This window comes from Mucilaginibacter paludis DSM 18603 (assembly GCF_000166195.2).
Classification (GTDB): domain Bacteria; phylum Bacteroidota; class Bacteroidia; order Sphingobacteriales; family Sphingobacteriaceae; genus Mucilaginibacter; species Mucilaginibacter paludis.
In genome coordinates, this window is record NZ_CM001403.1 from 7,472,973 (window position 1) to 7,498,236 (window position 25,264).

At 45.0% G+C, this 25,264-nt stretch carries 18 protein-coding genes; 6 read left to right on the forward strand and 12 right to left on the reverse strand.

The window, feature by feature from the left end:
* Nucleotides 1-135 precede the first annotated feature (135 nt).
* From MUCPA_RS31760 to MUCPA_RS31800, 9 genes are all read right to left on the reverse strand, one after another.
* Nucleotides 136-822 carry an urease accessory protein UreF gene (locus MUCPA_RS31760; RefSeq protein ID WP_008512225.1) on the reverse strand — a complete coding sequence of 229 codons (687 nt, stop codon included), beginning with the start codon at nucleotides 820-822 and terminating at the stop codon, nucleotides 136-138.
* On the reverse strand, nucleotides 819-1,328 hold the full coding sequence (gene ureE / locus MUCPA_RS31765) for an urease accessory protein UreE (protein ID WP_008512226.1): 510 nt from the start codon (nucleotides 1,326-1,328) through the stop codon (nucleotides 819-821). Before ureE ends, MUCPA_RS31760 begins: the two co-directional genes overlap by 4 nt.
* 9 nt (nucleotides 1,329-1,337) lie before the next feature.
* Nucleotides 1,338-3,059 (reverse strand): urease subunit alpha, encoded by a 1,722-nt coding sequence (gene ureC, locus MUCPA_RS31770; RefSeq protein ID WP_008512227.1) that lies wholly within the window; start codon nucleotides 3,057-3,059, stop codon nucleotides 1,338-1,340.
* Nucleotides 3,056-3,430: an urease subunit beta gene (gene ureB / locus MUCPA_RS31775; RefSeq protein ID WP_008512230.1), complete on the reverse strand. Its 375-nt coding sequence runs from the start codon at nucleotides 3,428-3,430 to the stop codon at nucleotides 3,056-3,058. The genes ureC and ureB overlap by 4 nt, the downstream gene beginning before the upstream one ends.
* 9 nt (nucleotides 3,431-3,439) lie before the next feature.
* The gene (tnpA, locus tag MUCPA_RS31780) at nucleotides 3,440-3,904 is read right to left on the reverse strand and encodes an IS200/IS605 family transposase (protein ID WP_008512231.1); all 465 of its coding nucleotides are present in this window, start codon (nucleotides 3,902-3,904) and stop codon (nucleotides 3,440-3,442) included.
* 916 nt (nucleotides 3,905-4,820) lie between these two features.
* Nucleotides 4,821-5,123 carry an urease subunit gamma gene (gene ureA / locus MUCPA_RS31785; RefSeq protein ID WP_008512235.1) on the reverse strand — a complete coding sequence of 101 codons (303 nt, stop codon included), beginning with the start codon at nucleotides 5,121-5,123 and terminating at the stop codon, nucleotides 4,821-4,823.
* 30 nt (nucleotides 5,124-5,153) lie between these two features.
* Nucleotides 5,154-6,128 carry an XdhC family protein gene (locus MUCPA_RS31790; protein ID WP_008512237.1) on the reverse strand — a complete coding sequence of 325 codons (975 nt, stop codon included), beginning with the start codon at nucleotides 6,126-6,128 and terminating at the stop codon, nucleotides 5,154-5,156.
* Entirely contained in the window at nucleotides 6,088-8,400 is a 2,313-nt protein-coding gene (locus tag MUCPA_RS31795) for a xanthine dehydrogenase molybdopterin binding subunit (RefSeq protein WP_008512238.1), read from the reverse strand. Before MUCPA_RS31795 ends, MUCPA_RS31790 begins: the two co-directional genes overlap by 41 nt.
* 310 nt (nucleotides 8,401-8,710) lie before the next feature.
* Entirely contained in the window at nucleotides 8,711-10,117 is a 1,407-nt protein-coding gene (locus MUCPA_RS31800; RefSeq protein WP_008512240.1) for an FAD binding domain-containing protein, read from the reverse strand.
* Nucleotides 10,118-10,427: 310 nt separating this feature from the next.
* On the opposite strand from MUCPA_RS31800, the gene MUCPA_RS31805 reads away from it, so the two are divergent.
* The 6 genes from MUCPA_RS31805 (at nucleotide 10,428) to MUCPA_RS31830 (ending at nucleotide 20,778) form a co-directional block, all read left to right on the forward strand.
* On the forward strand, nucleotides 10,428-11,015 hold the full coding sequence (locus MUCPA_RS31805) for a sigma-70 family RNA polymerase sigma factor (protein WP_008512242.1): 588 nt from the start codon (nucleotides 10,428-10,430) through the stop codon (nucleotides 11,013-11,015).
* 120 nt (nucleotides 11,016-11,135) lie between these two features.
* Nucleotides 11,136-12,128, forward strand: a complete 993-nt coding sequence (locus MUCPA_RS31810; RefSeq protein ID WP_008512245.1) for a FecR family protein — start codon at nucleotides 11,136-11,138, stop codon at nucleotides 12,126-12,128.
* Between the two features lie 139 nt (nucleotides 12,129-12,267).
* Complete coding sequence (locus tag MUCPA_RS31815; protein ID WP_008512247.1) at nucleotides 12,268-15,612, forward strand: SusC/RagA family TonB-linked outer membrane protein; 3,345 nt, start codon at nucleotides 12,268-12,270, stop codon at nucleotides 15,610-15,612.
* Between the two features lie 29 nt (nucleotides 15,613-15,641).
* Nucleotides 15,642-17,249, forward strand: a complete 1,608-nt coding sequence (locus MUCPA_RS31820; protein ID WP_008512248.1) for a SusD/RagB family nutrient-binding outer membrane lipoprotein — start codon at nucleotides 15,642-15,644, stop codon at nucleotides 17,247-17,249.
* 111 nt (nucleotides 17,250-17,360) lie between these two features.
* Nucleotides 17,361-19,925 (forward strand): family 20 glycosylhydrolase, encoded by a 2,565-nt coding sequence (locus tag MUCPA_RS31825; RefSeq protein WP_008512249.1) that lies wholly within the window; start codon nucleotides 17,361-17,363, stop codon nucleotides 19,923-19,925.
* A gap of 79 nt (nucleotides 19,926-20,004) precedes the next feature.
* The gene (locus MUCPA_RS31830) at nucleotides 20,005-20,778 is read left to right on the forward strand and encodes an Fpg/Nei family DNA glycosylase (RefSeq protein ID WP_008512251.1); all 774 of its coding nucleotides are present in this window, start codon (nucleotides 20,005-20,007) and stop codon (nucleotides 20,776-20,778) included.
* A gap of 5 nt (nucleotides 20,779-20,783) precedes the next feature.
* On the opposite strand, the gene MUCPA_RS31835 is transcribed toward MUCPA_RS31830, so the two are convergent.
* The 3 genes from MUCPA_RS31835 to MUCPA_RS31845 form a co-directional block, all read right to left on the reverse strand.
* A complete protein-coding gene (locus MUCPA_RS31835; protein WP_008512254.1) occupies nucleotides 20,784-21,593 on the reverse strand; it encodes a DUF4249 family protein in 810 nt (269 codons plus the stop codon).
* Entirely contained in the window at nucleotides 21,584-24,382 is a 2,799-nt protein-coding gene (locus tag MUCPA_RS31840; protein ID WP_008512256.1) for a TonB-dependent receptor, read from the reverse strand. Before MUCPA_RS31840 ends, MUCPA_RS31835 begins: the two co-directional genes overlap by 10 nt.
* Nucleotides 24,383-24,488: 106 nt before the next feature.
* Nucleotides 24,489-25,202 (reverse strand): LytR/AlgR family response regulator transcription factor, encoded by a 714-nt coding sequence (locus tag MUCPA_RS31845; protein WP_233276813.1) that lies wholly within the window; start codon nucleotides 25,200-25,202, stop codon nucleotides 24,489-24,491.
* Nucleotides 25,203-25,264 lie beyond the last annotated feature (62 nt).

Consider the following 25,264-nt stretch of genomic DNA (forward strand, 5'->3'; position numbering starts at 1 on the left):
TGTTTATTTTATTACAAATCAAGCTCCCTGAAAGGTGGGTTTGATTTGTATAGTTGTTTTCGTTTATCATGTCATTTTATCTTGCAGTATTTATCTCATCAATAATTCCTCCCCCTTCAGGGGGCCGGGGGGCCTCTAACTCATGTATAGCCTTGAGTACAAGTCCTCGTGTTGCATGCACCGTACATCAAAACCTGGGCAGCAAAGGCCAATTAAATCCCTGTCGGGATGCATGGATAGCGCTGTTAAGCTGGTTAGTAAGGGCTTGATGGCGAATAACAGCTGCTGCCCGTCTTGCTGGCCCAAGGGGATCAATTTGACACAATTGGTGATCATGCCCATGGCCGCGTTATAATAAAAGCCGGTTAAGGCTTCCTGTTTCGGGATCTGTAATGTTGCTGCTATCAGGCCGAAGCTGATGCAGTAGTTGCCATTGGTCTGTTTGGTATCAATAGCGGTTTTGTATTGGTTAATCATCCCGCTCCCGCAAAAAGGCTGAAATATTTTTAACAGGCGCGTACCCAGTTTCTGGCTGGCCTGCCGCATTTCCTGGGGCAGTTTTACAGCCGTGCATTCCGCATCCAACAGTAGAAGTTGCTCTATATCGTTGTTTATAGCAGCGTTGTAAGCTAAGGACATTAAAGCCGCATCGGTATATTGCAGGTTTTGGGTAAGCATTTCTACTACAAAGCTTTTTGCCGAAGCGGCATCATTTACTATGCCTGCCTGTACATAAGTTTCCAGGCCCGACGAATGCGAAAATCCGCCGATGGGTAAGGTCGGGTCGGCCAGTTGTAGCAAGTGGAGTAATTCGGCGCTCATTCCTGTGGGTTTGTAAGCCGCATAATTTTAGAGAACAGGGTTTCGCCATTGCCGCTATGGCCGTGTGCCGCTACGGTGGTTTTTAAGGGACTGATGAGCTTGCGTTCTCCCTTTTCTACCTGGTAACCCGATGACGCGATTAACCGGAACAAAGGCGCATCGTATGCTACCAGCACTTCCTCATCCTCATAAAATAGGGGCAGGTGCTTATTGCCTATCTCATAACAGATGCAGGCCATCTGGTACATGTTTTGGGGACGGATGATCAATACCTCGCAAGGCTGAATGTTAATGGCGATTACCGACTCTGAATCCTGGTAAAGCACATCGCCCTGCGTTAAATTCTGGTTCTCATTCAAAAATTTCATGATCACCTCAACACCCGATTGGCTGCGCTTGTGCATAATGCGCTTGCCGGTCTCATACCATTCCAGGTTGAGCCAGTCGATGGTTTTATTGCCGGTATCGATGGTACTGAGGTTGCCAATTTTCTCTTTAACAAGCATATCAAATCACTAAAACAGAAAATACCGTTGCGCCAGTGGTAATACCGAAACCGGCTGGCAGGTAATATGTTCGCCGTCAACCTTTACTTCGTAGTTTTCCGGATTTACGTCAATCTGCGGTGTGCCGTCGTTATGGATCAGGTCCTTCTTGCTAATGTTACGGCAGTTTTTAACCGGCAATAACATCTTCTCCAAACCATAACCCTGTACCACATTCTTATCCAGCGAAAGCTGCGAAACAAAAGTGGCACAGGTTTTAAACAGCGCCTTGCCGTAAGCGCCAAACATGTGGCGGTAAACCACCGGTTGCGGCGTTGGGATAGAAGCATTAGGGTCGCCCATTTTGGCGGCGATGATCATGCCTCCTTTAATAATCATTTCGGGCTTGGCACCAAACAGCGCCGGTTTCCAGAGTACCAGGTCGGCCAGTTTACCGGCTTCCAGCGAACCCACATAAGCCGATATGCCATGTGATATGGCCGGGTTAATAGTGTATTTGGAAATGTAGCGCTTTACGCGATAATTATCGTTGTTGTTTGCTTCATCTTCTGCTAAAAAGCCCCGTTGCTTCTTCATTTTATCTGCCGTTTGCCAGGTACGGGTTACTACCTCGCCCACACGGCCCATAGCCTGCGAGTCGGAGCTCATCATACTGAATACGCCCATATCATGCAAAATATCCTCGGCGGCGATAGTCTCGGGCCTGATCCGCGAATCGGCGAAAGCCACATCCTCGGGCACCGATTTATCCAGATGGTGGCATACCATCAGCATATCCAGGTGCTCGTCGATGGTGTTAACCGTATATGGCCGCGTAGGGTTGGTGGATGAGGGCAGGATATTGGGATACATGGCCGCTTTAATAATATCCGGCGCATGCCCGCCGCCAGCGCCCTCGGTATGGAAGGTGTGGATCACCCGGCCATTGATAGCGTTCATGGTATCTTCCAGAAAACCGGCCTCATTTAAAGTATCGGTATGGATGGCCACCTGCACATCATACTTGTCGGCCACCTGTAACGATGCGTCGATAACGGCAGGAGTGGAGCCCCAGTCCTCATGAATTTTTAATCCTAAGGCTCCGGCTGCTATCTGCTCTTCCAGCGGGGCCAGTTCGGCGCAATTGCCTTTGCCAAAGAAACCGAGGTTCATGGGGAAGGCCTCGGCAGACTGGAGCATTTTTTCGATATTCCAGGCTCCCGGTGTAACGGTGGTGGCGTTGGTGCCGTCAGCAGGGCCGGTGCCGCCGCCTATCATGGTAGTTACGCCACTATATAGGGCGTGATCGATTTGCTGCGGACAAATAAAATGGATATGGGTATCAATGCCGCCTGCGGTGGCTATCATGCCTGCGCCGCCATGCACCTCGGTAGCCGCGCCGATGATCATGTTAGGGGTAACACCGTCCATCGTATCCGGATTGCCTGCCTTACCGATGCCCACTATTTTCCCGTCTTTGATGCCGATATCAGCCTTTACAATCCCCCAATGGTCGATAATCATCACGCTGGTGATCACAAAATCGAGCACATTTGCCGAACGCACATGGGTAGCCGACTGCGCCATGCCATCCCGGATGGTTTTGCCTCCGCCAAATTTGCCTTCGTCGCCGTAAACGGTATAGTCTTTCTCTATTTCGATAATGAGATCCGTATCACCCAGGCGAACCTTATCGCCGGTGGTAGGGCCAAACATATTAGCGTATTTGATGCGGTTGATGCTCAGGCTCATGCTGGTTTATGTTTAAAGTTGAGTGCCGAAATTTTTTCCATCGCTTTGGCTTTTACCCCGGCAGATGTGGTATCACCGTTAACCAGGTTATTGAAGCCGTAAATATGCCGCCTGCCGCCAAAAGTCACCAATGTTACTTCCTTTTCTTCGCCGGGCTCAAACCTTACCGCTGTACCCGCAGCAATATTTAACCGCATGCCAAAGGCTTTTTCGCGGTCCATCTCCAATTGTTTGTTGGCCTCAAAAAAATGATAGTGCGAGCCTACCTGTACTGGCCTGTCGCCGGTATTGGTTACCACAATACTGATGGTTTCGCGGCCAACGTTGCATTCAATAGGTTCGTTTTTTAAAATGTATTCTCCTGGTATCATAAGTAATGTTTAGAGATCTATAAACTCAAATGAATATTTTTCATCGTATTGTATTTCAAACTTTTGCAACATCGCGGTATATTCCTGTCTGAATGTTTTCTTTTGATGATGGATTTCTTGATTCATCACATACTGAACGACGTTATCAATTTGAGAATGGGAGTAGGAGAAAACACCATAACCTTCTTGCCAACCAAATTTACCTTTAACCCATTTTTTGTCATTGATAAATTCATTACTTTCAACTTTAATCTCTTTTACAAAGTCAGAAATTGATATTACCGGTTTAAATCCAACAAATAAATGTAAATGATCTGGCATGCAATTAACCGCCAACAATTTCGCTTTACGATTTGTAACCAAACCAGTAATGTATTTATGCAGTTCCTCCTTGTATTGTTTAGCAATCAGATTTTCACGGTTCTTAACCGCAAAAACAAATTGTAGATATATTTGAGAAAACGTGTTCGCCATAATGCGTAATCTATTATTTAATGTTGTAGAGAGGGGGCACCTACGGAGCCAACCCCTTTTATTTTGATGTTTCTATAAACAGGGAGCTCCTACCGGAGCTTTCTTGTTGCAGTAATTTATCTATTCCTCAATACTTTTTTACTCCAAAGAGTATTATTGTCGTAAATTATGTAACTCGATTTTATTTTACTCCGTAGTTTCGTGTCAACCATAAAATGTCGGTTATGGTTTAGTCAAAGTCATTAATACTTAACCAGGAATTCCGAATTTTGACTCAAGACTAAGTACTGTTGACTTAACAGTAGGAGTACCCTGTTTATAGCAAACTTGTATTGTTTAGCAACCAGATTTTCGCGGTGCTTAACCGCAAAAACAAATTGTAGATATATTTGAGAAAACGTGTTCGCCATAATGCGTAATCTATTATTTAATGTTGTAGAGAGGGGACACCTACGGAGCCAACTCCTTTTATTTTGATGTTCTATAAACAGGGAGCTCCTACCGGAGCTTTGCTAATGTCCTAACTCTAAACTCAATTTTGTATTTAACTCCGGAGGAGTAGCCTGTTTATAGCAGCCCGTATTTATTATTCCAGGCTCCGTAGGAGCCTCCTCATTACGCTTTTTCGGGTAGTTCGGAAAAAAAGCTATGCGTCCCTAATAATCACGTATGTTGATCTTGTCTGATTATGCACCTCCCGAGCTACTTGTCGTCATAATTCGTCTAAACTCCATTTTCTTCTTTACTCCGGAGGAGTATCCTGTTTATAGAAAAGACCCTATTTGTTATTCCTGGCTCCGTAGGTGCGAACCTCCTTATCATCAAAATTGATGTTTTTTATAAAACAAACATATAAGGTGCCTCCCAATTACGCTTTCCCGGTTAGCGTAGGAAAACTGCGTCCCTAATAAGGCTTTTACCTTATCGGATCGTGCACCGTCACCAACTTCGTCCCATCCGGAAACGTGGCTTCGATCTGGATCTCGTGGATCATTTCGGCGATGCCTTCCATCACATCGTCGCGGGTTAAAATTGTGGCGCCGTATTGCATCAATTCGGCTACCGATTTGCCGTCGCGGGCGGCTTCCTGCAGGTGACTGCTGATGAGGGCGATGGCTTCCGGGTAGTTTAATTTTAACCCGCGTGCCCGCCGCTTTTCGGCTAATTCACCGGCCAGAAATAATAAAAGTTTTTCCGATTCCCTGGGTGTTAAGTGCATGTTTTTAAATAATTCTCAATATAAATAAAATCAATTTAAATGTTGGTTTTTTACCTTAATAATCTCGGCTGCAATGCTTACCGCTATCTCTTCCGGCGTCTGGCTCTTGATCTGGATGCCTACCGGCGAGTGGATTTTGTTTAAATGCTCTGCAGTTGCCAACCCTGATGAAATGTACGAGTTAAACATTTCGCCGATCTTGGTTTTGCTGCCCAACAGGCCCACATACTTAAATTCCTTACCTAATAAGGCCCTCAATGCTGCGTCGTCGGTACGGTAGCCAAACGTCATGATCACCACATAATGGCTTTTGCCCGAACAGACCAGATCTTTTAACTCGCTGTAATCGTTAATCAAATGCTTCTCCTGCACATAATCGTTATCCGCCAGCGTATTAAGTTCGGGCCGGTTATCGTAAATGCGGATATAAAAATCCATGGTGTTCATCAGCCTTGAAAGTGCCAGCGAGCAGTGCCCCCCACCTATAATATACAGGTGATTTTTATACCCGGTTTTTTCTTCATACAGCCAGTCGGTTTCAGTTTTTAGCCTGAAAACAAAATCCTGATCTGTCGTTATATCGCTAAATTCGATCCCTTTTGGCGATAGCCTTAATAACCCGTTTTGATCATGATCCAAGCTGTTGATCAACCGGTCGATATCAGCTTTTTCATCAGGCTTAACTGTATAGATCAAAATGGTTTGCTCGCCGGAGCAGATCATCCCGCTTTGATTTTTGGCCGCCTTTTTATCGTGAAACTGCTGCTTTAAGGTAACCGTATACTCGTCACGGCGCAATTGCTCTTTTGCCAGCTCTACAAATTTGTGCTCCATAACGCCGCCACCTATGGAGCCTTCCATCGCGCCCTGCTTATTTACTGCCATGGCAAAACCCTGCCGTCCCGGACTGCTGCCACTACTCTGCAAAACATACAACAGCATCACCGGAATATTCAGCGACAGGCTATTGCTGATTAACTTCCAAACTGCTTGTTGTTTCCTCATTCTTTTCCTGGTCTGGTTTTAGCGGTTTGGAGTATAAGGCCATCAAAGTTTTCTCGGGCGTCATCGGGGCCGAAAGGGGGATATGGGCCGACGGGTTAAACGCCTTGATGGCATTGCGCAATGCAAAATAGGCGCCTATACCGTACATTAAAGGCGGCTCGCCAACGGCCTTGGAGCGGAAGATGGCTAAGTTATCGTAACTGCTGTCTAAAAAATCGATATCCAATACCTTGGGCACCGAATAAATATCAGGCACTTTATAAGTTGATAAGGCGTTGGATTTGAGCTTGCCGTTTTTATCATAAATTAGCTCTTCCATCGTCATCCAGCCAATACCCTGAACAATTCCACCCTCAATTTGCCCGCGGTCAATCAGCGGGTTCATGCTTACGCCAAAATCGTGTACCACCTTAACGGCGTCAATCTCATAAGTTCCGCGCAGGCAGTCTATGCTTACCTGCGTGATAGCTGTGCCATAAACGTGATATGCAAAAGGGTGCCCTTTCTCTTTAAGCTTGTCATAATGGATCTCGGGGGTGGCATAATGCGCATGTTCCGACAGGCTGACGCGTTTAAAAAATGCCGCCATAATTAAGCGCTCCCAGGTGTAATCCTGTTTTTCGTTATTGATATAAACGTGATTGTCCTTCAGGGTAACGCTCTCTGCAGCCACATGCATTTCTTCAGCAATAACCTGTTTTAAGCGGTCGGCAATCTGGCTGCACGCCATAAAAACAGCTTTTCCGTTTAAATCGGCGGTGGCGCTTGCTGCGGACGGCGAAGTGTTGGCTACCCGGCTGGTACTGGTTGATTGCAGCTTTACCTTATCGCTATCAATACCAAAAACAAAGGCCGCCACTTGCAGCATTTTGGTATTTACCCCTTGCCCCATCTCTACAGCGCCGGTGCTTACGCTTACGCTGCCATCGGTATAAACGTGAACCAGCGCCCGGCCCTGGTTCATCATGGTATTGGTGAACGATATGCCAAAGCAGATGGGCATCATGGCAAGGCCTTTTTTATAAAGGCGGTTGTTTTTATTGAAATCTTCGGTTTCTACTTTGATACGGCTGATATCAAATTTGCTCTCCGCCTTATCCCAGCAGGCGCGGGCTTCACTTACGGCCAATTGCCCATAAGGAAATTCGTCGCCGGTTTTATTGAGGTTGATTTGCTGGATAACCGATGCATCAACACCCAGGTTTTCGGCTGCTTTTACAATGGCAGCCTCTATTACAAACATCCCCTGCGGGCCACCGAAACCGCGAAAGGCCGTATTGGGCGGCAGGTTTGTTTTGCAGCTGTACGCTACGGCCTGTACGTTGGGTATAAAGTAAGTATTGGTGCAATGGAATAAGGTGCGCTCAAGTACCGCTGGCGACAGATCGGCCGCCGCGCCGGCATTTTGATAAAAGGTAACCTCGTAGGCCAGTATCTTGAAATCCTTGTCTAAGCCAATCTTAAAGTCGGATGAATAGGGGTGCCTTTTGCCCGTCATGGCCATATCTTCCATCCGGTCCAAAGCATACTTCACCGGCTTTTTCAGTAGGTGCGCCGCCAGCGCGCATAAGGCGGCCCAGGCATTGGCCTGATCTTCTTTGCCGCCAAAACCTCCGCCGAGGCGAATCACATCAACCTCTACCTGGTGCATTGGCAGGCCCAATACCTTACACGAGGCCTGTTGCGTGGCACGCGGGCTCTGTGTTGACGAGTAGATTTTTAACGCGTTGTTTTCCTGTGGGATGGCATAAGCGCCCTGGGTTTCGATATACAGATGTTCCTGCCCGTTGGTTTCGGCTACGCCATCAAAAATATATTGGCAGTGTTGCCAGGCACTTTGAGTATCACCCAGCCTGTGTGTACGTGGCGGAACGATCAATTGCCCCAGGGCTTGCGCTTCGCGCGGATCGGTAATTACGGGCAGCGGATCAATCTCAACCTTGATCTTCTTCACCGCCGCGTGTGCGGCTTCGGTACTTTCGGCCACTACAAAAGCGATGGGCATCCCGCAAAAATCAACATGATGATCGGCCAGTAAAGGTTCATCGGGTACAATTCCGCCTATCTGGTTTGCGCCGGTAATATCTTTATAGGTTAGTATCTTTACTACGCCGGGAGCTTTTTCCGCTTCGGAAAGATCCAGCTTTTTGATCACCCCGTTTGCAACCGGCGAACCGAACGAAGCTCCAAATAAGGTGCCTTGAATTAATGGTATATCATCTAAATAAATGGATTCGCCCCGCGTGTGTGTCCTGGAATCTATATTCTTCATCTTGAATCTCTTGAAAATTATAATAACGTCTTCTTAAGTTATTGATTGTCAATGTTTTTTGCTACGATAATCAGTATTCTTGATTTACAGCATCGGCCCGCTCAATCGCCGCGGGAAGGGCTTTGTTCTTTTTTCTTGACAAAAAAGAACCAAAAAGTCAAGACTGCCCGATCCTTCCGCCCGCAGGCCAACTCCCGGCCCGGCGTGCAGTCGGGGCCTTTGCGCACTTTTTTCTGTGCGTTAGAGTAGATCACGAAGTTCCGAACGTCATCCCTGTTTTTTTTCGGTTGGCCGGGTCCATTACTTATAATTAGGCCAGTAATTGATCAACTTCCAGCAAAGGGAATAATTTAATAAAATGGGCTTTAATCAGTTGCGATAGCAATAACCGTTTGTATTCCTCTGTGCCGCGTGCATCGCTGATGGGCGCTATCTCGGTTTGTAATAGTTCTGCGGCATCGCTTACCAGTTCTTCGGTTAACTCTTTCCCGGTTAAAAAAGCTGATGTTTTAGCTAATAAAAGGGGGAAGGGAGCCACGCCTCCGGCGGATAAGCGGGCATAGGTAATGATGTTACCATCCATTACCAACTGTAGGGCCGAATTGACGCTGGCGATATCCAGATGCGTACGTTTACTTACTTTTTCGAAATTGAACTGGGTATTTTGATCGGGCAGTTTAAACCGGAACGCAGATACATATTCGTCGCTTTGTTTATCAAGGGTTTTATAACCTTTGTAAAACTGATCCAAGGGTACTTCGCGGCTATGCTCGCTATTAGTTAAGGTAAGGATGGCGTTTAGCGCCAAAAAGAATATCGAAAAATCGCCAATAGGCGAGCCGTTTACAAAATTACCCGCCAGCGTTGCGATATTGCGGATGGGGGTAGATGACACCATTTTGGCAAATTCGCTGATCTTGGGGAAATATTGTTGTATCAAGGGAGAGGCAATCAGGTCGCTCACTGTTGCCGCGCCGCCTATAATGCATTGATCGCCTTGTTGAACGATGCCTTTTAAGGATTGATTATTTGTTAGAAAGTTAATATCGGCATAAACCATTTGATCATGCTGCTGCACGTATAGGTCGGTTCCACCGCCAACGAAGCGGCTCCCTTGTTTGCCGGCGTGCCCGTTAGGTTGCGATGCAAGTAATTTCAGCCTCTCTTTGATACCCGTAAAATAAGCGGGCAGGATGGCTTTGGACGTAACAAATGATATTGGGTCCTGCTTATCCCTTTCCTGCATCATCGCGGTAATATGTGTTAAAGCCCTTTCGATGGATTTATATCCCGTGCAGCGGCAAATATTACCATCAACAGCTGCAATGGCGTTTTTATAAGTGGGCTGCTGATGGTTTAAACAAAAGCCGGCCATGGATACAATAAACCCAGGGGTGCAGAAACCGCACTGCGTGCCAGCTTCATCGCACATGGCCTGTTGTATCGGGTTCAGGTTATCCATATTAACACCTTCAACGGTAACCACATGTTTGTGCTGGATATTGCCTAATGCCGTTAAGCAGGATGTAGCTGAGGCATAGGTAAGCTGATCGTTTTTAAGATTGCCAATTAAAACTGTACAAGCCCCACAATCTCCCTCGCGACAGCCAATTTTAGTGCCTTTCAGGTTTCGCTCATAGCGGATATAGTCGAGCAATAGCATACCCGGTGGCATGCTTGTAGTAATTTCTGTATTATTTAGAATGAAATTAATCAAAATTGTTTTTTTTGCTGCGTGTTTACGATAAAGTTAGCAGAAATATTGAAAAATTTCAAGAAAGTTAAAAAAAGCTGAGTAGGGTAGTGTTTTTTATTCATAATCCAAGCATGTTTAACTTTAGTGGTTAGTAATCAGCTTTTGTTCAGTACATTGCCCATATAGTATAGCAATAGATAGCAAAACTTTCTCATCATAATCGTTTTAGGCGATATTTTTATCTATCACCATTATTTAATAGCCAGGTTACTATATCCCTGTTTGTTATTAATAATTTTATGTTAAATTCGTTTTAAATAATATAACTGGAGTGAACACTATTCATTTACTTTGTGATGACGAGTTAACACAACTTCTTCAAAAAGGAGATGAGCAGGCATTCACCCATATCTATAACCATTACTGGGATAAGCTTTATTATATAGCCCATAAATTATTGAGGGATACCGATGCAGCTGAAGAGATTGTACAGGAAGTTTTTTTGACTTTGTGGAAGAAGAAGGATTCGCTGAATATTCAAAACATCAATCAATACCTGGCTGCCATGACGCGTTACGCGGTATACCGGCACCTATCGAAAGAGAAAAAATTTAAAATAAAAGAGAATAGCCTTGCCCAGATCAATGCCTCGGCCATAACCGAATTGGATGTAGATAATAAGATATTGTTGGAAATGATTGCGGGCTTATCTAATAAATTGCCCGAAAAATGCCGCCTGGTATTTCAATATAATAAATTGCAGGACCAGGCGCTGGCCGATGTTGCCGAGCAATTAAATATGTCGCAGAAAACGGCGGAGGCGCACTTAACTAAAGCCTTGCGCATTATCCGCACTAATATGGGTAATACCTCTCATGATTTTTTCCTGATTACGATACTCTTCCTATTAAAACGTTAAGCCTTTTAACGATAACCTTAAAAGGGCTTCTTCCATTTATCATCAAATATTTTTGTTTTTGACTAAGGGTATTCTTCCCTGGTTTTACTCTATACCATAAAAGGGGTTATACAAGTCAAGATGGACAAAAATGAACTGCGCATTATAGCGCAAAAATACCTGGAAGGTACTGCCACTCCCGAAGAGAAGCAGCTGCTTGACCAATGGTATAGTACTGCGTACTCGGGCACAGACGAGATGGTTGAGCTAAAAAAAGCTGAAACAGAGGCCGATGTAAAGCAACGGATGTTTGATAACTTAAATCAACAATTATTTGTAAAACCAGAACAACAACAATCCGCAAAAAATCCCGCAGCCTTAATTAAACGCATGGCCATTTGGATAGGTTCTGTGGCGGCTGTATTGGCGCTGGCCTTTTTCGGATGGTCTGCCTATCAAAATCATACTCAGGTATATTTGGCCGACAGGCAGGTTGTCCTGGTTCCGCTGAACAGGGTAATGCACCTTACTTTGCCGGATAGCTCCAAAGTATGGCTCAACGCGGGTTCGGTATTCAGGTATCCTAAAAAATTCAGCGGGAAAAACCGTACCGTGGAGTTGGTTGAAGGAAGGGCGTTTTTTGATATCAAACACCAAAAGGACCACCCTTTTATCGTAAAAGCTAAAAATTTGAATATTACTGTACTCGGTACATCATTTGATGTGCGCAGTTATCAAAAAGAAGGTAAAACCCAGGTAACCGTTGTAAGCGGTAAGGTTGGTATAACCCTGCCAAACGCTATAAACCACAAGGCAATTATGCTGTTGCCTGCCGAACAAATTGTTTTGAGCAATATAACCAACCAAATGGTGAAGCAAATTACACATGAGCCTAAAATAAACGAGTGGTGTAAAAGTAATTTTGTGTTTGAACAGGAGAGTTTGGGTAATGTGTTTAAGGCACTTGAGAAAGAATATAATACAAGGATAACCGTAGCTGACAGCAAATTGCTGAACGAAAAGATATCTATCAAGCTGAATAACCAGCATTTAGATACCATTATGCAAATATTAAGTTTTACCAAACATTTTAACTACCAAATGGCCAATGACAGTACAGTGATTATAAAGTAAAGATATTTTGCCTTAGCAGCTAAGCGCAAAAAAACCGGGAACACGACTAATGCCCCCGGAAATGAGACAGCCACTGCATATATGCTTGAGACCCATATACAGCTGGCTTTAGTTTAACGAGATATTAAACCACACAAATATGATAAATTTTTACGGCAAAGTATTGCCCATACTCCGAAAATGCATGCGCATTTCTACAATAATTATTGGCATACAAATATGTTGTACCTCCATCCTGATGGCAAAAAGTAGCCGCGCACAGGATATGACCTTAGATGTAGTAAAGCTGAGTGTTAAACAGGTTTTTAAAAAAATTGAACAGCAGGCAAAGGTAACCTTTGTGTATGATGAACAGGTTTTAAATACCATACCGGCTCTTACCCTGCATATTAAAAACAAACCACTCGCCCAAGTTTTAGATCAGCTGCAAAACTGTACGTTATTACAATTTAAAATGGTAGGAAACTATATAGGCGTAGCAGAAAATATAGCCACTATGCCTGCATTGGGGCCTGTTGCACAGCAAAATAGCATCCCCATAAAAATATCAGGTATTGTGCGTGATGCCAGCGGGCAGCCCATACCTGGCGTGAGTGTTATGCTGAAGGGTACAACGCAGGGGGGGCAAACCAATAACAACGGCCAGTTTAATATCAATGCCAATATTGGCGATGTGCTGGTGTTTACCTTTATTGGTTATCAGCGTAAAGAAGTTACCATAACTACCCCAGCTCAGCTCAATATTTTGTTGGATGAAGACTCTAAGCAACTTGGCGAAGTGGTTGTAACCGCTTTGGGTATAAAAAAAGAGCGAAAGGCCCTTGGCTATTCGGTAACCGAAATTAAAGGTGACGAGTTAACCCAGGCCCGCGAAAATAACGTGATGAACTCGCTGGTGGGTAAAGTTGCCGGTTTAAATGTCAACTCGATAGCCGGTGGGGTGGGTGCATCGTCAAACGTCATTATTCGCGGTATTTCCAGTATCTCGCAGAGCAGCCAGCCGCTATATGTAGTTAATGGCATGCCGATGGAAAATAAACCCAATAGCGCTTTGGGCAACCAGTATGATAATGTGCCCGATCTGGGCGATGCCATTGGCAACATCAATCCGGATGATATCGAAACTATTTCGGTTTTAAAAGGTGCTGCCGCTTCGGCCTTATATGGGTCGCGCGGTAAGGCCGGTGTGATACTGATCACCACCAAAAGCGGAAAGGGCAACAGTATAGAGCTTAACTCCAACTACGTGATGGAGCAGGTGATTGATCCAACACATTGGCAATACGTGTATGGCCAGGGAGCAAATGGTTTAAAACCCGCCGACGGAACCTCGGCTTTCCAAACCGGGCAATCAAGCTGGGGCGCCAGGTTAGACGGATCAAGTGTGGTACAATTTGATGGTGTTGCCCGTCCTTATACCGCGCAATCCAACAACATCAAAAATTTTTATCGTACGGGTGTTACGGCAACTAACACGGTGGCCTTCAACAAAAGCTTTGACGGCGGTTCTGTTCGTTTTTCGGCCAGTGACTTGGCCAATACCGCTATTACACCCAACTCGGGCTTAAACCGGCAGTCGTTTAACCTCAACGGTAATTACAATATCAGCAAACACTTAACCGTTGATGCCCGCACCAATTATATTCTTGAACAGGCCAATAACAGGCCATTTTTAAGTGATGGTCCCGGTAACTCCAATTACAACGTTACCCTGTTACCTACCAGTGTTGATGTAAAAACTTTAAGCAAGGCAGTAAATGCCGATGGCAGCGAGTATGGCTATTCTGGCAATGCTTTTGCAACCAACCCCTGGTTTGCCGCCGAGAAGTTTATTAACAATACCAGGCGCGAGCGCCTTATATCGTCGGTAAGCTTGCGTTATAATTTTAACAGCGGCTACTTTATCCAGGGCCGTGCCGGTAGGGATTCTTATAACGATCGCTATACTTCAGTTGTGCCCACCGGAACGGCTTATCGCCCTTTGGGATCCATCAATGAAGTAACCAACAAGTTTTCTGATCTGAACACCGATGTTTTATTAGGCAAAGCTTTTAAAGTAAGCGATTTTACTATCACCCCGAATGTTGGAGGCAGCTATCGTCGTACAAAGTCAGAGAAGTTTGATCTGAATGGGAGCAACTTTGCGGTGCCGTTTGTGTATGTGCTAACCAACGCCAGTATCCAATCGCCACCGAAGTATACGCCAAGCGATAACGAGGTAGAATCCATATACGGTACATTGGAGTTGAGCTACAAAAACTATTTGTATTTAAGCGGTTCGCTCCGTAACGACTGGTTTTCATCCCTGGCCACTCCGGGCACCACCAACGCCTTAAATAGTTTATATCCATCTGTAAACGGTTCGTTTGTGTTTTCGGAACTGGCGCAGCAGGATTGGCTGAGCTTCGGTAAGCTTCGCGCTGGTTTTGCGCAGGTTGGGCAGGCTACCGATCCCTATCAAACCCAGTTAGCCTATAATTTTAACGGCGCTTTAAATGGCAAGCAACTCGGCGTAATTGCCAATGCCAATATCCCAAATAGCAGTTTAATAGCATCAAGCGCCACCGAGTTTGAAATTGGTACCGAGATGCGCTTTTTAAAAGACCGGTTGAGCATTGATTTAACCTGGTATAATAAAAACTCCAAAGACGAAATTGTGTATGCCCCGGCTTCTGTTACGTCGGGCTATGGCGGCGCTGTTTTAAATATCGGTCAGCTGCAAAATCGTGGTATTGAAGCTTTAATATCGGGCATTCCATTAAAGATGAACGATTTTCGTTGGACAAGTACTTTAAACGGTTCAATCAACAATAATAAAGTGGTGGCATTAGCTGCAGGCCAAACTTCGTTACCGGGCGCAACCTCGCGCTCAGGCAATGGCTTTACACAAAATATAGTGGGCTTACCAGCTTTCCAGGTAATGGCTTTTGACTATAAGTACGATGCCGCCGGTAAAGTTGTGGTTGATGGCAACGGCATCCCCGTACAAGGCGACCTGAAACCTTATGGCTCTGCTTATGCAAAATATGTAGGTGGCTGGAATAATGAGTTTGCTTATAAGCACTTTAGCCTGTCGTTTTTAATTGATACTAAAATTGGCGGTAAGATATTCTCGGCCACAGATTATTACGCTTATGTATTGGGTTTACACCAGGCTACACTGGTTAACCGCGATGCCCTGGGCACCAATGCCTCAACCTATTATAGCACCCTGGCCAACAACGTATCGAGTTTGTTTGTGCAGAATGCCAGTTTTATCAAATTCCGCCAAATCACACTTGGATACAGTTTCCCTGCTAAAATGTTTAATAACGTGATACAGGGTGCTACATTAAGCTTGGTAGGGCGAAACCTGTTTTTCCTGATGAAGAAGACAGATAACATTGACCCGGAATCGGATTACAGTTATAATGCACAGGGTTTGGAGTTAGGCGGTGTGCCGCCAAGCCGAACCTTTGGGTTAAACCTGAGTGTGAAATTATAAATCAATTTTAACTACTAAGCGTAATCAAGATGAAAAATATATTTAAATATACTGCAATCATATCCGCGTGCCTGGTTTTATCAACAGGTTGCCGGAAAGATTTCGAAAAGATCAATACCGACCCATCAACATACAACCCAACCAATTTTAACCCTAATTATTTGCTAACCAGCGCACAATTGGGTTACTCGGGTAGTGCCGATTTTAGTTACGATACTTGGCGGGCAAACTTAATATACTGCTCCACCATGATGCAGGGTTTGTCTACGGTAATCAGCTACTGGGCGGGCGATAAATACATTTTAAATGCCGGTTATACCGCCGCTTACTGGGGCTTTTCGGGCACCACGGCTACCGGCGGAGATGGTGCATACCCTGAGCAGGTAAGGCCGATAGTTGATGTGGTTCAATCAACTACGGGCAAAGCGGGGTACAACAATATCCACCAGGTTGCCCGGATTATGAAAGCGCTGATATTTGAGCGCATTACAGATTTATATGGCGATGTTCCGTATTCGCAGGCCGGTTTGGGATATTATGAGAAAACGTACTTCCCGGTGTATGATAAGCAACAAGATATTTATACCGACCTGCTTAAAGAGGTAAGTGACGCCACCAGCCATTTAGACCCGGCGGCAGATAAGGTAACCGGCGATAGTTATTACAACGGCGATATTGCCAAATGGAAACGTTTTGGCAATACTTTATTATTGAGGATAGCTATGCGCTTGAGTAAAGTGGATCCGGCTACGGCTCAAACCTATGTACAAAAAGCCATTGGCAATACCATGACCAGCAACGCGGATAACGCTTACCTATTGGGTGATGCATCTGGCGGTCGTAACACCGTGAACCGGAACAGCCAGATTTTACTTGGTGATGGCGGCCAGGAAAATTATTATACCCGGTGGTCTAAAACCTTTATCGATCAGCTTAAAAACACCAACGACCCACGTTTAAGCGCTGTTGCTGTAACTAATTTATACGTTACCGATGGCACTAAAGATCAAAACCCGGCAGCAAATTCGAGTGCTGCGGTACAAAAGGGGATGCCGAACGGTAAGGATTTAAGCGCTATTGCAGGGCAGGCTATCTATTCCGATCCAAGTTTTACGGGCTTTACCGATTATTCGTCGCCAAGTCCGGCACTAATCAAAAGGAACGGACCTACGTTTGTATTAACTTATGCCGAATCTGAACTGTTATTAGCCGATGCAGCACAACGTTTTGGTATTGGGGGCAGCGCGGCACAGCATTACCACGATGGGGTAAAGGCAGCCATTACCTATTTGAGCCAGTACGATGCCGCCGCAACCATTAGTGATGCGGCAGCCGAAGCTTATTTAACGGCTAACCCGTACAATGCAGCTAACGGTTTAAATATGATTAACACACAATATTGGGTGTTAACCAACACCATGCTTGATTTTTACGAATCGTGGGCCAACTGGAGAAGAACCGGTTTCCCGGTTTTGGTGCCGGTTGTTTACCCGGGTAATAATACTAACGGCACCATACCGCGCCGGTTTCCGTACCCGGTTATCGAGGCGGGTACTAATACTGCAAACTATAACGCGGCGCATAATGCTGTGCCCGGAGGGGATTTGCTTACCTCGCGTGTTTGGTGGGATAAGTAGTTTGATTAGTTGATTGAGTTAAATCCCCGCTTTAGGCGGGGATTTTTTTTACCTGAAATATGCTTTCAATCATAATAACGTTAATATGCCAGCATCTAAGTTAAAACAGTCATGATCCGGATTTTTATAATAGCGCTCTTGTTTTCCCTTGGTTACGGTACAGCAGCGGGGCAGGGTATGCCCTACAATAAAGCAGACGGACTTGGCATTACCTTCAACGTCATCACCAATAATTACCAAAACAAGCCCCAGTCGCGCTCGTCGCTGTTTTTTACGGTTGCCAATAGCCGTCAGCTCCCAGTAAAGGGTTGGAAAATTTACTTCAACTTTGCCCGGCAGATCATCCCGGCTTCGTTTAGTGGCAATTTGCAGATCCGGCATTTAAACGGCGATTTTTTCTGCCTGTCGCCTTCCCCGCAATTTAAGGGCGTCGCGTCCGGCGATACCTTAGCTGTGGAGTTTACATCAACAGAGTGGTTGGTGAATGTTACCGATGCACCGGCGGGGTTTTACCTGGTGTATGATGATGCGCCCCAACAAACTTATATTATCGATAAGGTATCATTTAAACCTTCGGTAAGGCCACAGCAATACATGCGCTCGCCTTTAGACAAAGTTGATACCGCTACAACGGCAGCCATTTTTGCACAAAATAAAAATACTACCGATATACCTGCCGACAGCCTGACCAGGGTTTTTCCCAGCCCGGTGTCGTACCAGCAAACGGGAGGTGATTTTATACTCATGGGAGGCATAAAAATTCAATCGCCCTTGCGCTTTAAAACCGAGGAAAGCTACCTTCGGCAAACTCTGGCGGGCCTGCTGACTAAGGGTACTGCCGTCAATGGGCAGGGGCAGTTTATAAAATTGCAGTATCAATCAATGCCTACCGGGGAGGCTTACCGGCTTACCGTAAATCATAACCAAATTAGTATAGCTGCCTCAACCGGCGCAGGTATTTTTTATGGTATCCAATCCTTAAAAACATTAATACCTCCCGGGGCATACCGGCATAGGCAGCAAAACATCGCTATCAAAAATGTTGTTGTTTACGATAAGCCAAGGTTTGGTTATCGCGCGCTGATGCTGGATGTGGCCCGCAATTTTCAGTCGAAAAAGGAGATCCTGAAATTGTTGGATGTGATGTCGCTTTATAAGATGAACGTGCTTCATTTTCACCTGACGGACGATGAGGGCTGGCGGCTTGAAATACCTGCATTGCCCGAGTTAACTTCTGTTGGCAGCAAGCGCGGGCATACGCTTACTAATCAAGCCTGTTTACAACCGGCATTAGGCTCTGGGCCGAATATCAGCAACGCCTATGGCAGCGGCTATTATAGCAAAGCCGATTTTATTGAAATATTAAAATACGCTACCGAAAGGCATATTCGTATTGTTCCTGAAATTGAGAGCCCCGGCCACGCCAGGGCGGCCATTAAAGCGATGGACGCAAGATACACCCGTTTTAAAAAGCTTGGGCGCATAGATGAAGCCCGAAAATACTTATTGCATGATCTGGCTGATACCTCGCATTATATTTCGGTACAATACTGGAATGATAACGTGATGGATGTGGCTATGCCGTCAACCTATAACTTTATCAATACCATTACCGATGCGTTAACCCAGATGTACCGCGAAGCCAAGGCGCCGCTCCAAACTATTCATTTTGGTGGTGATGAAGTGCCGGCAGGGGCGTGGCAGGGCTCGCCTTCATTCCGGCAATTGATGGCGGCTGATACGGCTATCCACTCTACGGATGATTTATGGCTCTACTATTATAACCGGGTAGATAGGATTTTAAAATCGCATCAGTTGTATCTAACAGCATGGGAGGAAACCGGGCTGATCAAAGCGATGCAAAATGGAAAAAAAGTTAACGTGCTCAATGCCGGTTTGCTAAATCGCAATGTCCATTTAGAAGTTTGGAATAACGTATTGGGATGGGGGGCAGAGGACCTGGCTTATAAACAGGCCAATGCTGGTTATAAGGTGATATTATCCTGTGTATCCAACCTGTATTTTGATATGGCATCCGAAAAATCTTTCCACGAGCCCGGTTACTACTGGGGTGGTTATGTTGATGTGGATAAGCTATTTAAATTTATACCCTACAACTATTTTAAAAACACCATTGATGACAAGATGGGGAACCCCTTAAATAAAAGCTACCTCAATACCAAAGAGCAAGTTACCGAAATCGGTAGAGCCAATATTATTGGTCTACAAGGCGCTTTATGGAGCGAAACGGTTAAAGGACCGCAAAAGTTGGAGTACATGTTGCTACCCAAACTGCTGGGACTTGCTGAAAGGGCTTGGGCGGCTGACCCGGATTGGGCAACCCGTGCAGATTGGGCAAAGGCTGGTGAATTATACCAGCAGGCCTGGTGTAAATTTGTAAATATATTGGGTAAACGTGAGTTGCCCCGGTTGGATTATTATGCCGGTGGATTTAATTACCGTATCCCCGAGCCGGGTGCAGCGGTGGTAAATCAAACTATGGTGATCAATTCGCAATTCCCTGGCTTTAAAATTTATTATACTACGGATGGCAGTAGCCCAACAACGCACAGCCATCTTTACACAAAACCCATAACGCTAAGCTTACCTGTTAAGATGGCTTTATTTAATCAGTTAAACAGGCATGGCCGGGTGGTAGTGTTGAATAATCAATAGTGTTATTCAATATTGCCGAAACCAGGATGCGTTATATTTGTTCGTCAATTAAAGCGTATCAACTCTAATCATCATCCTTATGCCCGAATTACCCGACCTGCAAGTATTTAGCCGCAATTTAACCAAAGCACTCAAAGGAAAGACCCTGGCTAAAGTACATGTGCTTAATCATAAAAAATTGAATGTTCCGGTTAAAGAACTTCAGGAAGCCATTGAAGGGCAAATACTAACCGAGGTTAAACGGGTTGGCAAGGAGCTGCACCTGGAGTTTAAAAACGGACATGTGTTAGGGCTGCATTTGATGCTGCACGGGCAATTATCACTTTTTAATAAGCATAGCGAGCAGAAATACACAATTATTGAATTGCTTTTTGACGATGATACCGGCCTCACGCTGAGTGATTTTCAGGCGGCGGCCACGCCTACGCTTGATCCCCAGGATCCGGGAGTGCCCGATGCGCTGGATTTTGATCTGGATTATTTAAAAGAGAAACTGGCAGCAACCCGTACCGCTATCAAAACAGTATTGCTCGATCAGCATGTGCTGCGCGGTATTGGCAATGCTTATGCCGACGAAATTTTATGGGATGCCAAATTGTCGCCATTCTCGGCTTCAAACAAAATACCGGATGCTCAAATTAAGGTGCTGGCCAAATCCATTAAGCATGTATTGGAAGATGCCGAAAAGCAAATTATAAAAACCCACCCCGACATTATCAGTGGCGAGGTGAGGGATTTTATGCAAGTGCACAGTTCAAAAAAGAAGCAAACCTCGACCGGCGAAACTATTCATCAAAAGCCGGTTGGGTCGCGTAAAACTTATTATACAGACGAGCAACAGTTATTCAGCTAATTGTATCAGTATTGTGTTAAAGTAAGCGTAATGGTATCGGCCTGCATGGCGGTAAAAATGCCAAACCCATTGGTAACATTGGTTGGCGGGTTAGTGAGTTTTTGCGATGATGAATTGGCATTGCTGGTTAAAATGTCGATATACTCCTTATTTACACTGTAAAGTATTATCCGGTAAATGCCGAGGTAATTAAAAGAATCAAAATGTACATCATAGTAGGCAGCCTGTTTAGCGTTAAATGTAAAGTTTACCTGGCTGTTTCGGTTGGGGTGGATATTAAACGGGCTGGCATCATCGTTTTTAAATACCAGTACATGATACAATGAATCGGGATTGCTCCATTTTAAAGTAAGAGCCACGCCGCTGCTTACTCCCGGGGTGATGTTTGTAGCGAGGGGTAAGTTAATCAATGTTGTTGACGCGGTGTAGTTTTCCGGTTTGGCAGGCATGAGTGTCTGGGCAGTTACCGATGTGTTTTGGTAGTTAAACTGCAAGGTGTATGTTTTTCCGGTTGTTAAAAAGCTAAGGTCGCTATAGGTATAAGTGCCCGTAGCTGTTTCGGTTAGCTGGATAGTCTTGCTGCCATCGGATATGTTTAACTTTAAGCCGGTAATCGGGCTGCCATAGTTGGCGGTATCGGCTAAGCCTTTTTGCTGATATATCTTAACACTGATGGGCTGACCAGGAATAAGGTAACCCACAACAACAGGCTGATCTTCAATCGCAGTGCCGGTCGACTCCTTTTTGCAAGATGAAATAACACAGGCCGCGACGATGAAAAGTAAGAAAGATATTTTTTTGATTGTTATTTCCATTTTAAACTTAATGTGATGTTGGGTGTAAAACCTAAGTATTTAACGGTGGTAGTTATCACCTGGTTGTTTTGGATGTAATATTCATTATACCAGGTATTTACGTGATTGTATACGTTGAAGAACGAAAAGCCGATGCTGCCAACCTTTTTACCGTCGATCCTTAAAAAATCGTAAGTGGCCGACATATCCAGACGGTGATAGTCTGGCAGGCGCTCTCCATTTTTCTGACTAATAGTTAGGTAGGTGGTTTTGTTTCCATCCAGCGTGTTAACCGTGTAACTGCCCAGGGGGGCGGTAAAAGGGTGCCCGGTGCTGAAAATAAATACAGCCGAAAAGCTCCAGCGCTGTAGGTGGTACATATTGATGGATTTAAATTCGTGCGTAATATCCTGGTTTGATGAGAAATAGCCCTCTCCATAAGCCGGAAATTTGCTCTTGGCCTGTGCCAGGGTATAACTTATCCAACCGGTATATGAGCCTGCCTTTTTCTGTACTAAAAATTCAATACCCTTTGCATATCCAGATCCAGTATAAAAATCCTGGGTTAAGGTTGAGGTGGAGCCCGAGCTAAACAAGCCGCCACCGCCGCCGCTGTTATCCTGCCTGATGGAGTACTCAGTCAGGTTATGCAGACTTTTATAATAGCCCTCTACGTCAAAGAGCAACTCATCGGTTTCGTAATTAAAACCGGCGATATAGTGTTCTGCCGAGCTAACCGGAATGTTGGAATTATTGGATAAAACCCAAAAGTTACGGTCGCCACCAACAATATCTTCCCTGGTTACCTGGTTGGTAAATTGATAGAAACGGCCTGTGGCAGCCTTTAAATTAAATCTGTCGGTTAAGTGGTAAGTTATATTAAACCTTGGCTCTGTATATACCTTGCCAGTGGGACTAAAGTAGGTGGCGCGTACGCCTGGTTGCAAATGAAGCCTGCTGCTTGGGTCAATCTCCAGTTCGGTATAAGCACCTCCAATTTGGCCGCGGCTATCCTGATTAATCAGTCGGCTGGTGTCGTTTTGTGTGTATTGATACTGGATATGCAATGATGAACCATAAGCGCCATAAAGCAATTTAACTTTTGATGTAGCCTGCATCTCCCAGTCGGTTTTGAAGCTAAAATCACGGAGTTGGTTATGCTCAACCATGCCATTGTTGATTGATTTGGTGATGCCGCTGTCTACAACGCTGCCGGTGGTGCCCCGGTTACGGTCGCTAAAAAAGCCCGAGTAACTCAAAACCGTATTGGCAAAAAGTTTTTTTCCAACCGTGCTTGTCCATTTTAAGCTGGCACCGGTATTGCCCGACTGCGAGTTATCATTGATAGTTATATCGGTACTGCTGCTGGTGCTGGTAAACGAGGGCAAATTCATTTGGCGGCTATTATCTGTATGGTCGGTACCATTATAAAAGCTCAGCGAGAAGGTATTGGATTTAGAAGGGGCGTAAACATATTTGAAATCAAAATCGTAAAAATAAGATGAAGGAGTGATTTGCAGTCTGTTTCCACCCGGACCGCCGCCACCACCAAAGCCCCGTCCGCCGCCAGGAGCCCCCCCGCCGGTATTGGCGGTAGCCGTGTTAAATTGACCAAAAATTTTATTATATAAAGGGCCCTGGTACGATCTGCGGAATGCAACTAATGCGGATGATTTATCGCCCACGGGTGTTTCAGCATAAATATTGGTACTCAATAAACTCAGATCGCCACCGATATTGCTTTCATTGCGGTTACCATCCTTACCCTGTATTTCGGTTACGCTCGAAAGCCGGCCGCCATATTTAGAAGAAAAGCCGCCCTTGTACAACTGCACATCCCGCACGGCGTTGCTGTTAAAGGCACTAAAGAAACCGTACAAGTGATCTACCTGGTAAACCGTGAATCCGTCAAAGGTAACCAGGTTTTGGTCAGGCGTGCCGCCTCTTACATAAGCGCCCGACGATGATTCGTTGGTAGCTGCCACACCAGGCATCAGTTGGAAAGCACGCATTACATCGCGCTCGCCAATATTGGGCAATTTGTCCAGAGCCGCCGGCGTGAGTTGCAAAACACTCACCTTTTTGCTGTCGGTATTGAGTACCCCCATCTTTTTACCTTCAATATCCACTTCGTTAAGTGCATTCATGGTAGGGAAAAGGGATAGCGATAAGGTGCTGTCAACCATTTTGCTGGTTAACCGGAAACTGTCTGTTTGGTAGCCAACAAAAGATACATCGATAGCTACCGTGTCTGACGGCACATTCAGCAGTGTGAAGTTACCATTGATGTTGGTTAGGGTGCTTATTGATGTATGCCTGATTTTTACACTGGCGCCGGGCAGGGATTCGCCGGTATTATGGTCTGTAATTCTGCCGGTGACAGAAAATTTAAAGTGTTGAGGCGGTGCCTTCGGCTCTTCCAATGGCACGGGCTTAAATAAAGAAAGATCCTTCCTCATCTTGTTTAGCTGGCGCAGGTGGGGCAAGTCATCGGGTTGTTGCAAAATGTAAATGGTGCCGTCTTTTTCCATCCAGTATTGCAGGTTGTTAGCCCTGCACACGTATTCGAGCACTTCTTGTAACGTTTCGTTAAAAAAATGATTGGCCACGTCCATTTTGTGTAAAGGTTCTCTTTCAAAATAAATGGGCAGTTTGTATTTAACCGCAAGCGTATCAAACATCTCATCAAGCGGGCACGTGAAAAAATGATCGATAACGGTTTTTTTTAAAATCTGTTTAGAGCGTTGCGCATAAGCGGACGAGCACGAAACAAAAACGAATAACAGCAGGAAACGTATATTTTTTTTCATCAATCAACTTTGGGTAAACCAAAGTTGCACTATGGTGCTTAACTTAAAAAATAAATGAGATGAACTGCGTTAACTCGTAGACCAAAGGTACTGTTGTGCCGAAATGTCAATGCAGCTTTCCAGTCATCAGGGTAATTACATCTTTAAAATTATCGCTGAACGGGATTTCAGAATCCGCAACCTTAATCCGTCCCTTACGGATGGAATGTACATGCTCCAGGTTAACCATGTATGATTTATGTATCCTGAAAAAGTCATTAACGGGCAATTGTTCCTCGAGCGCCTTGATGGTGATGCGCGAAATAACGGGCTTGGCCGACCCTGCCAAATGGACCTTAACGTAATCTTTCAATCCTTCTATATAAGTTATTTCCTGATTACTGATCTTAATCAGGTTATAATCGGAATGAAGGAAGAGATATTTTTTTGACCGTTCGGGTGCGGTTTCTGTTCGCATTTTAAGTAACTCAAATAAACCCGAGGCTTTGTTGCAGGCTTTTAAAAAACGATCGAATGCTACCGGTTTAAGCAGGTAGTCAACAACATCCAGGTCAAATCCGTCAACTGCAAATTCCTGGTATGCCGTAACAAATATGATCAACGGTTTTTTTGTAAGGCTCCTTACAAATTGCAATCCATTGATACCTGGCATCTGGATATCACAAAATATCAAGTCGACCGTTTGATCGTGCAAAACCTGCATGGCTTGCGTAACGGTGCGGCAGCGGCCAACCAGCCGCATATTACCAACTTTATTGATGTTATCTTCCAGTAATTCGAGCGCTAAAGGCTCGTCGTCAATAATCAGGCAGCGCATCATAGTTTAACGGTGATATTGTTGTAGTGTTGAGGCATGATACTTTAACCCTAAACAAGTTGGTT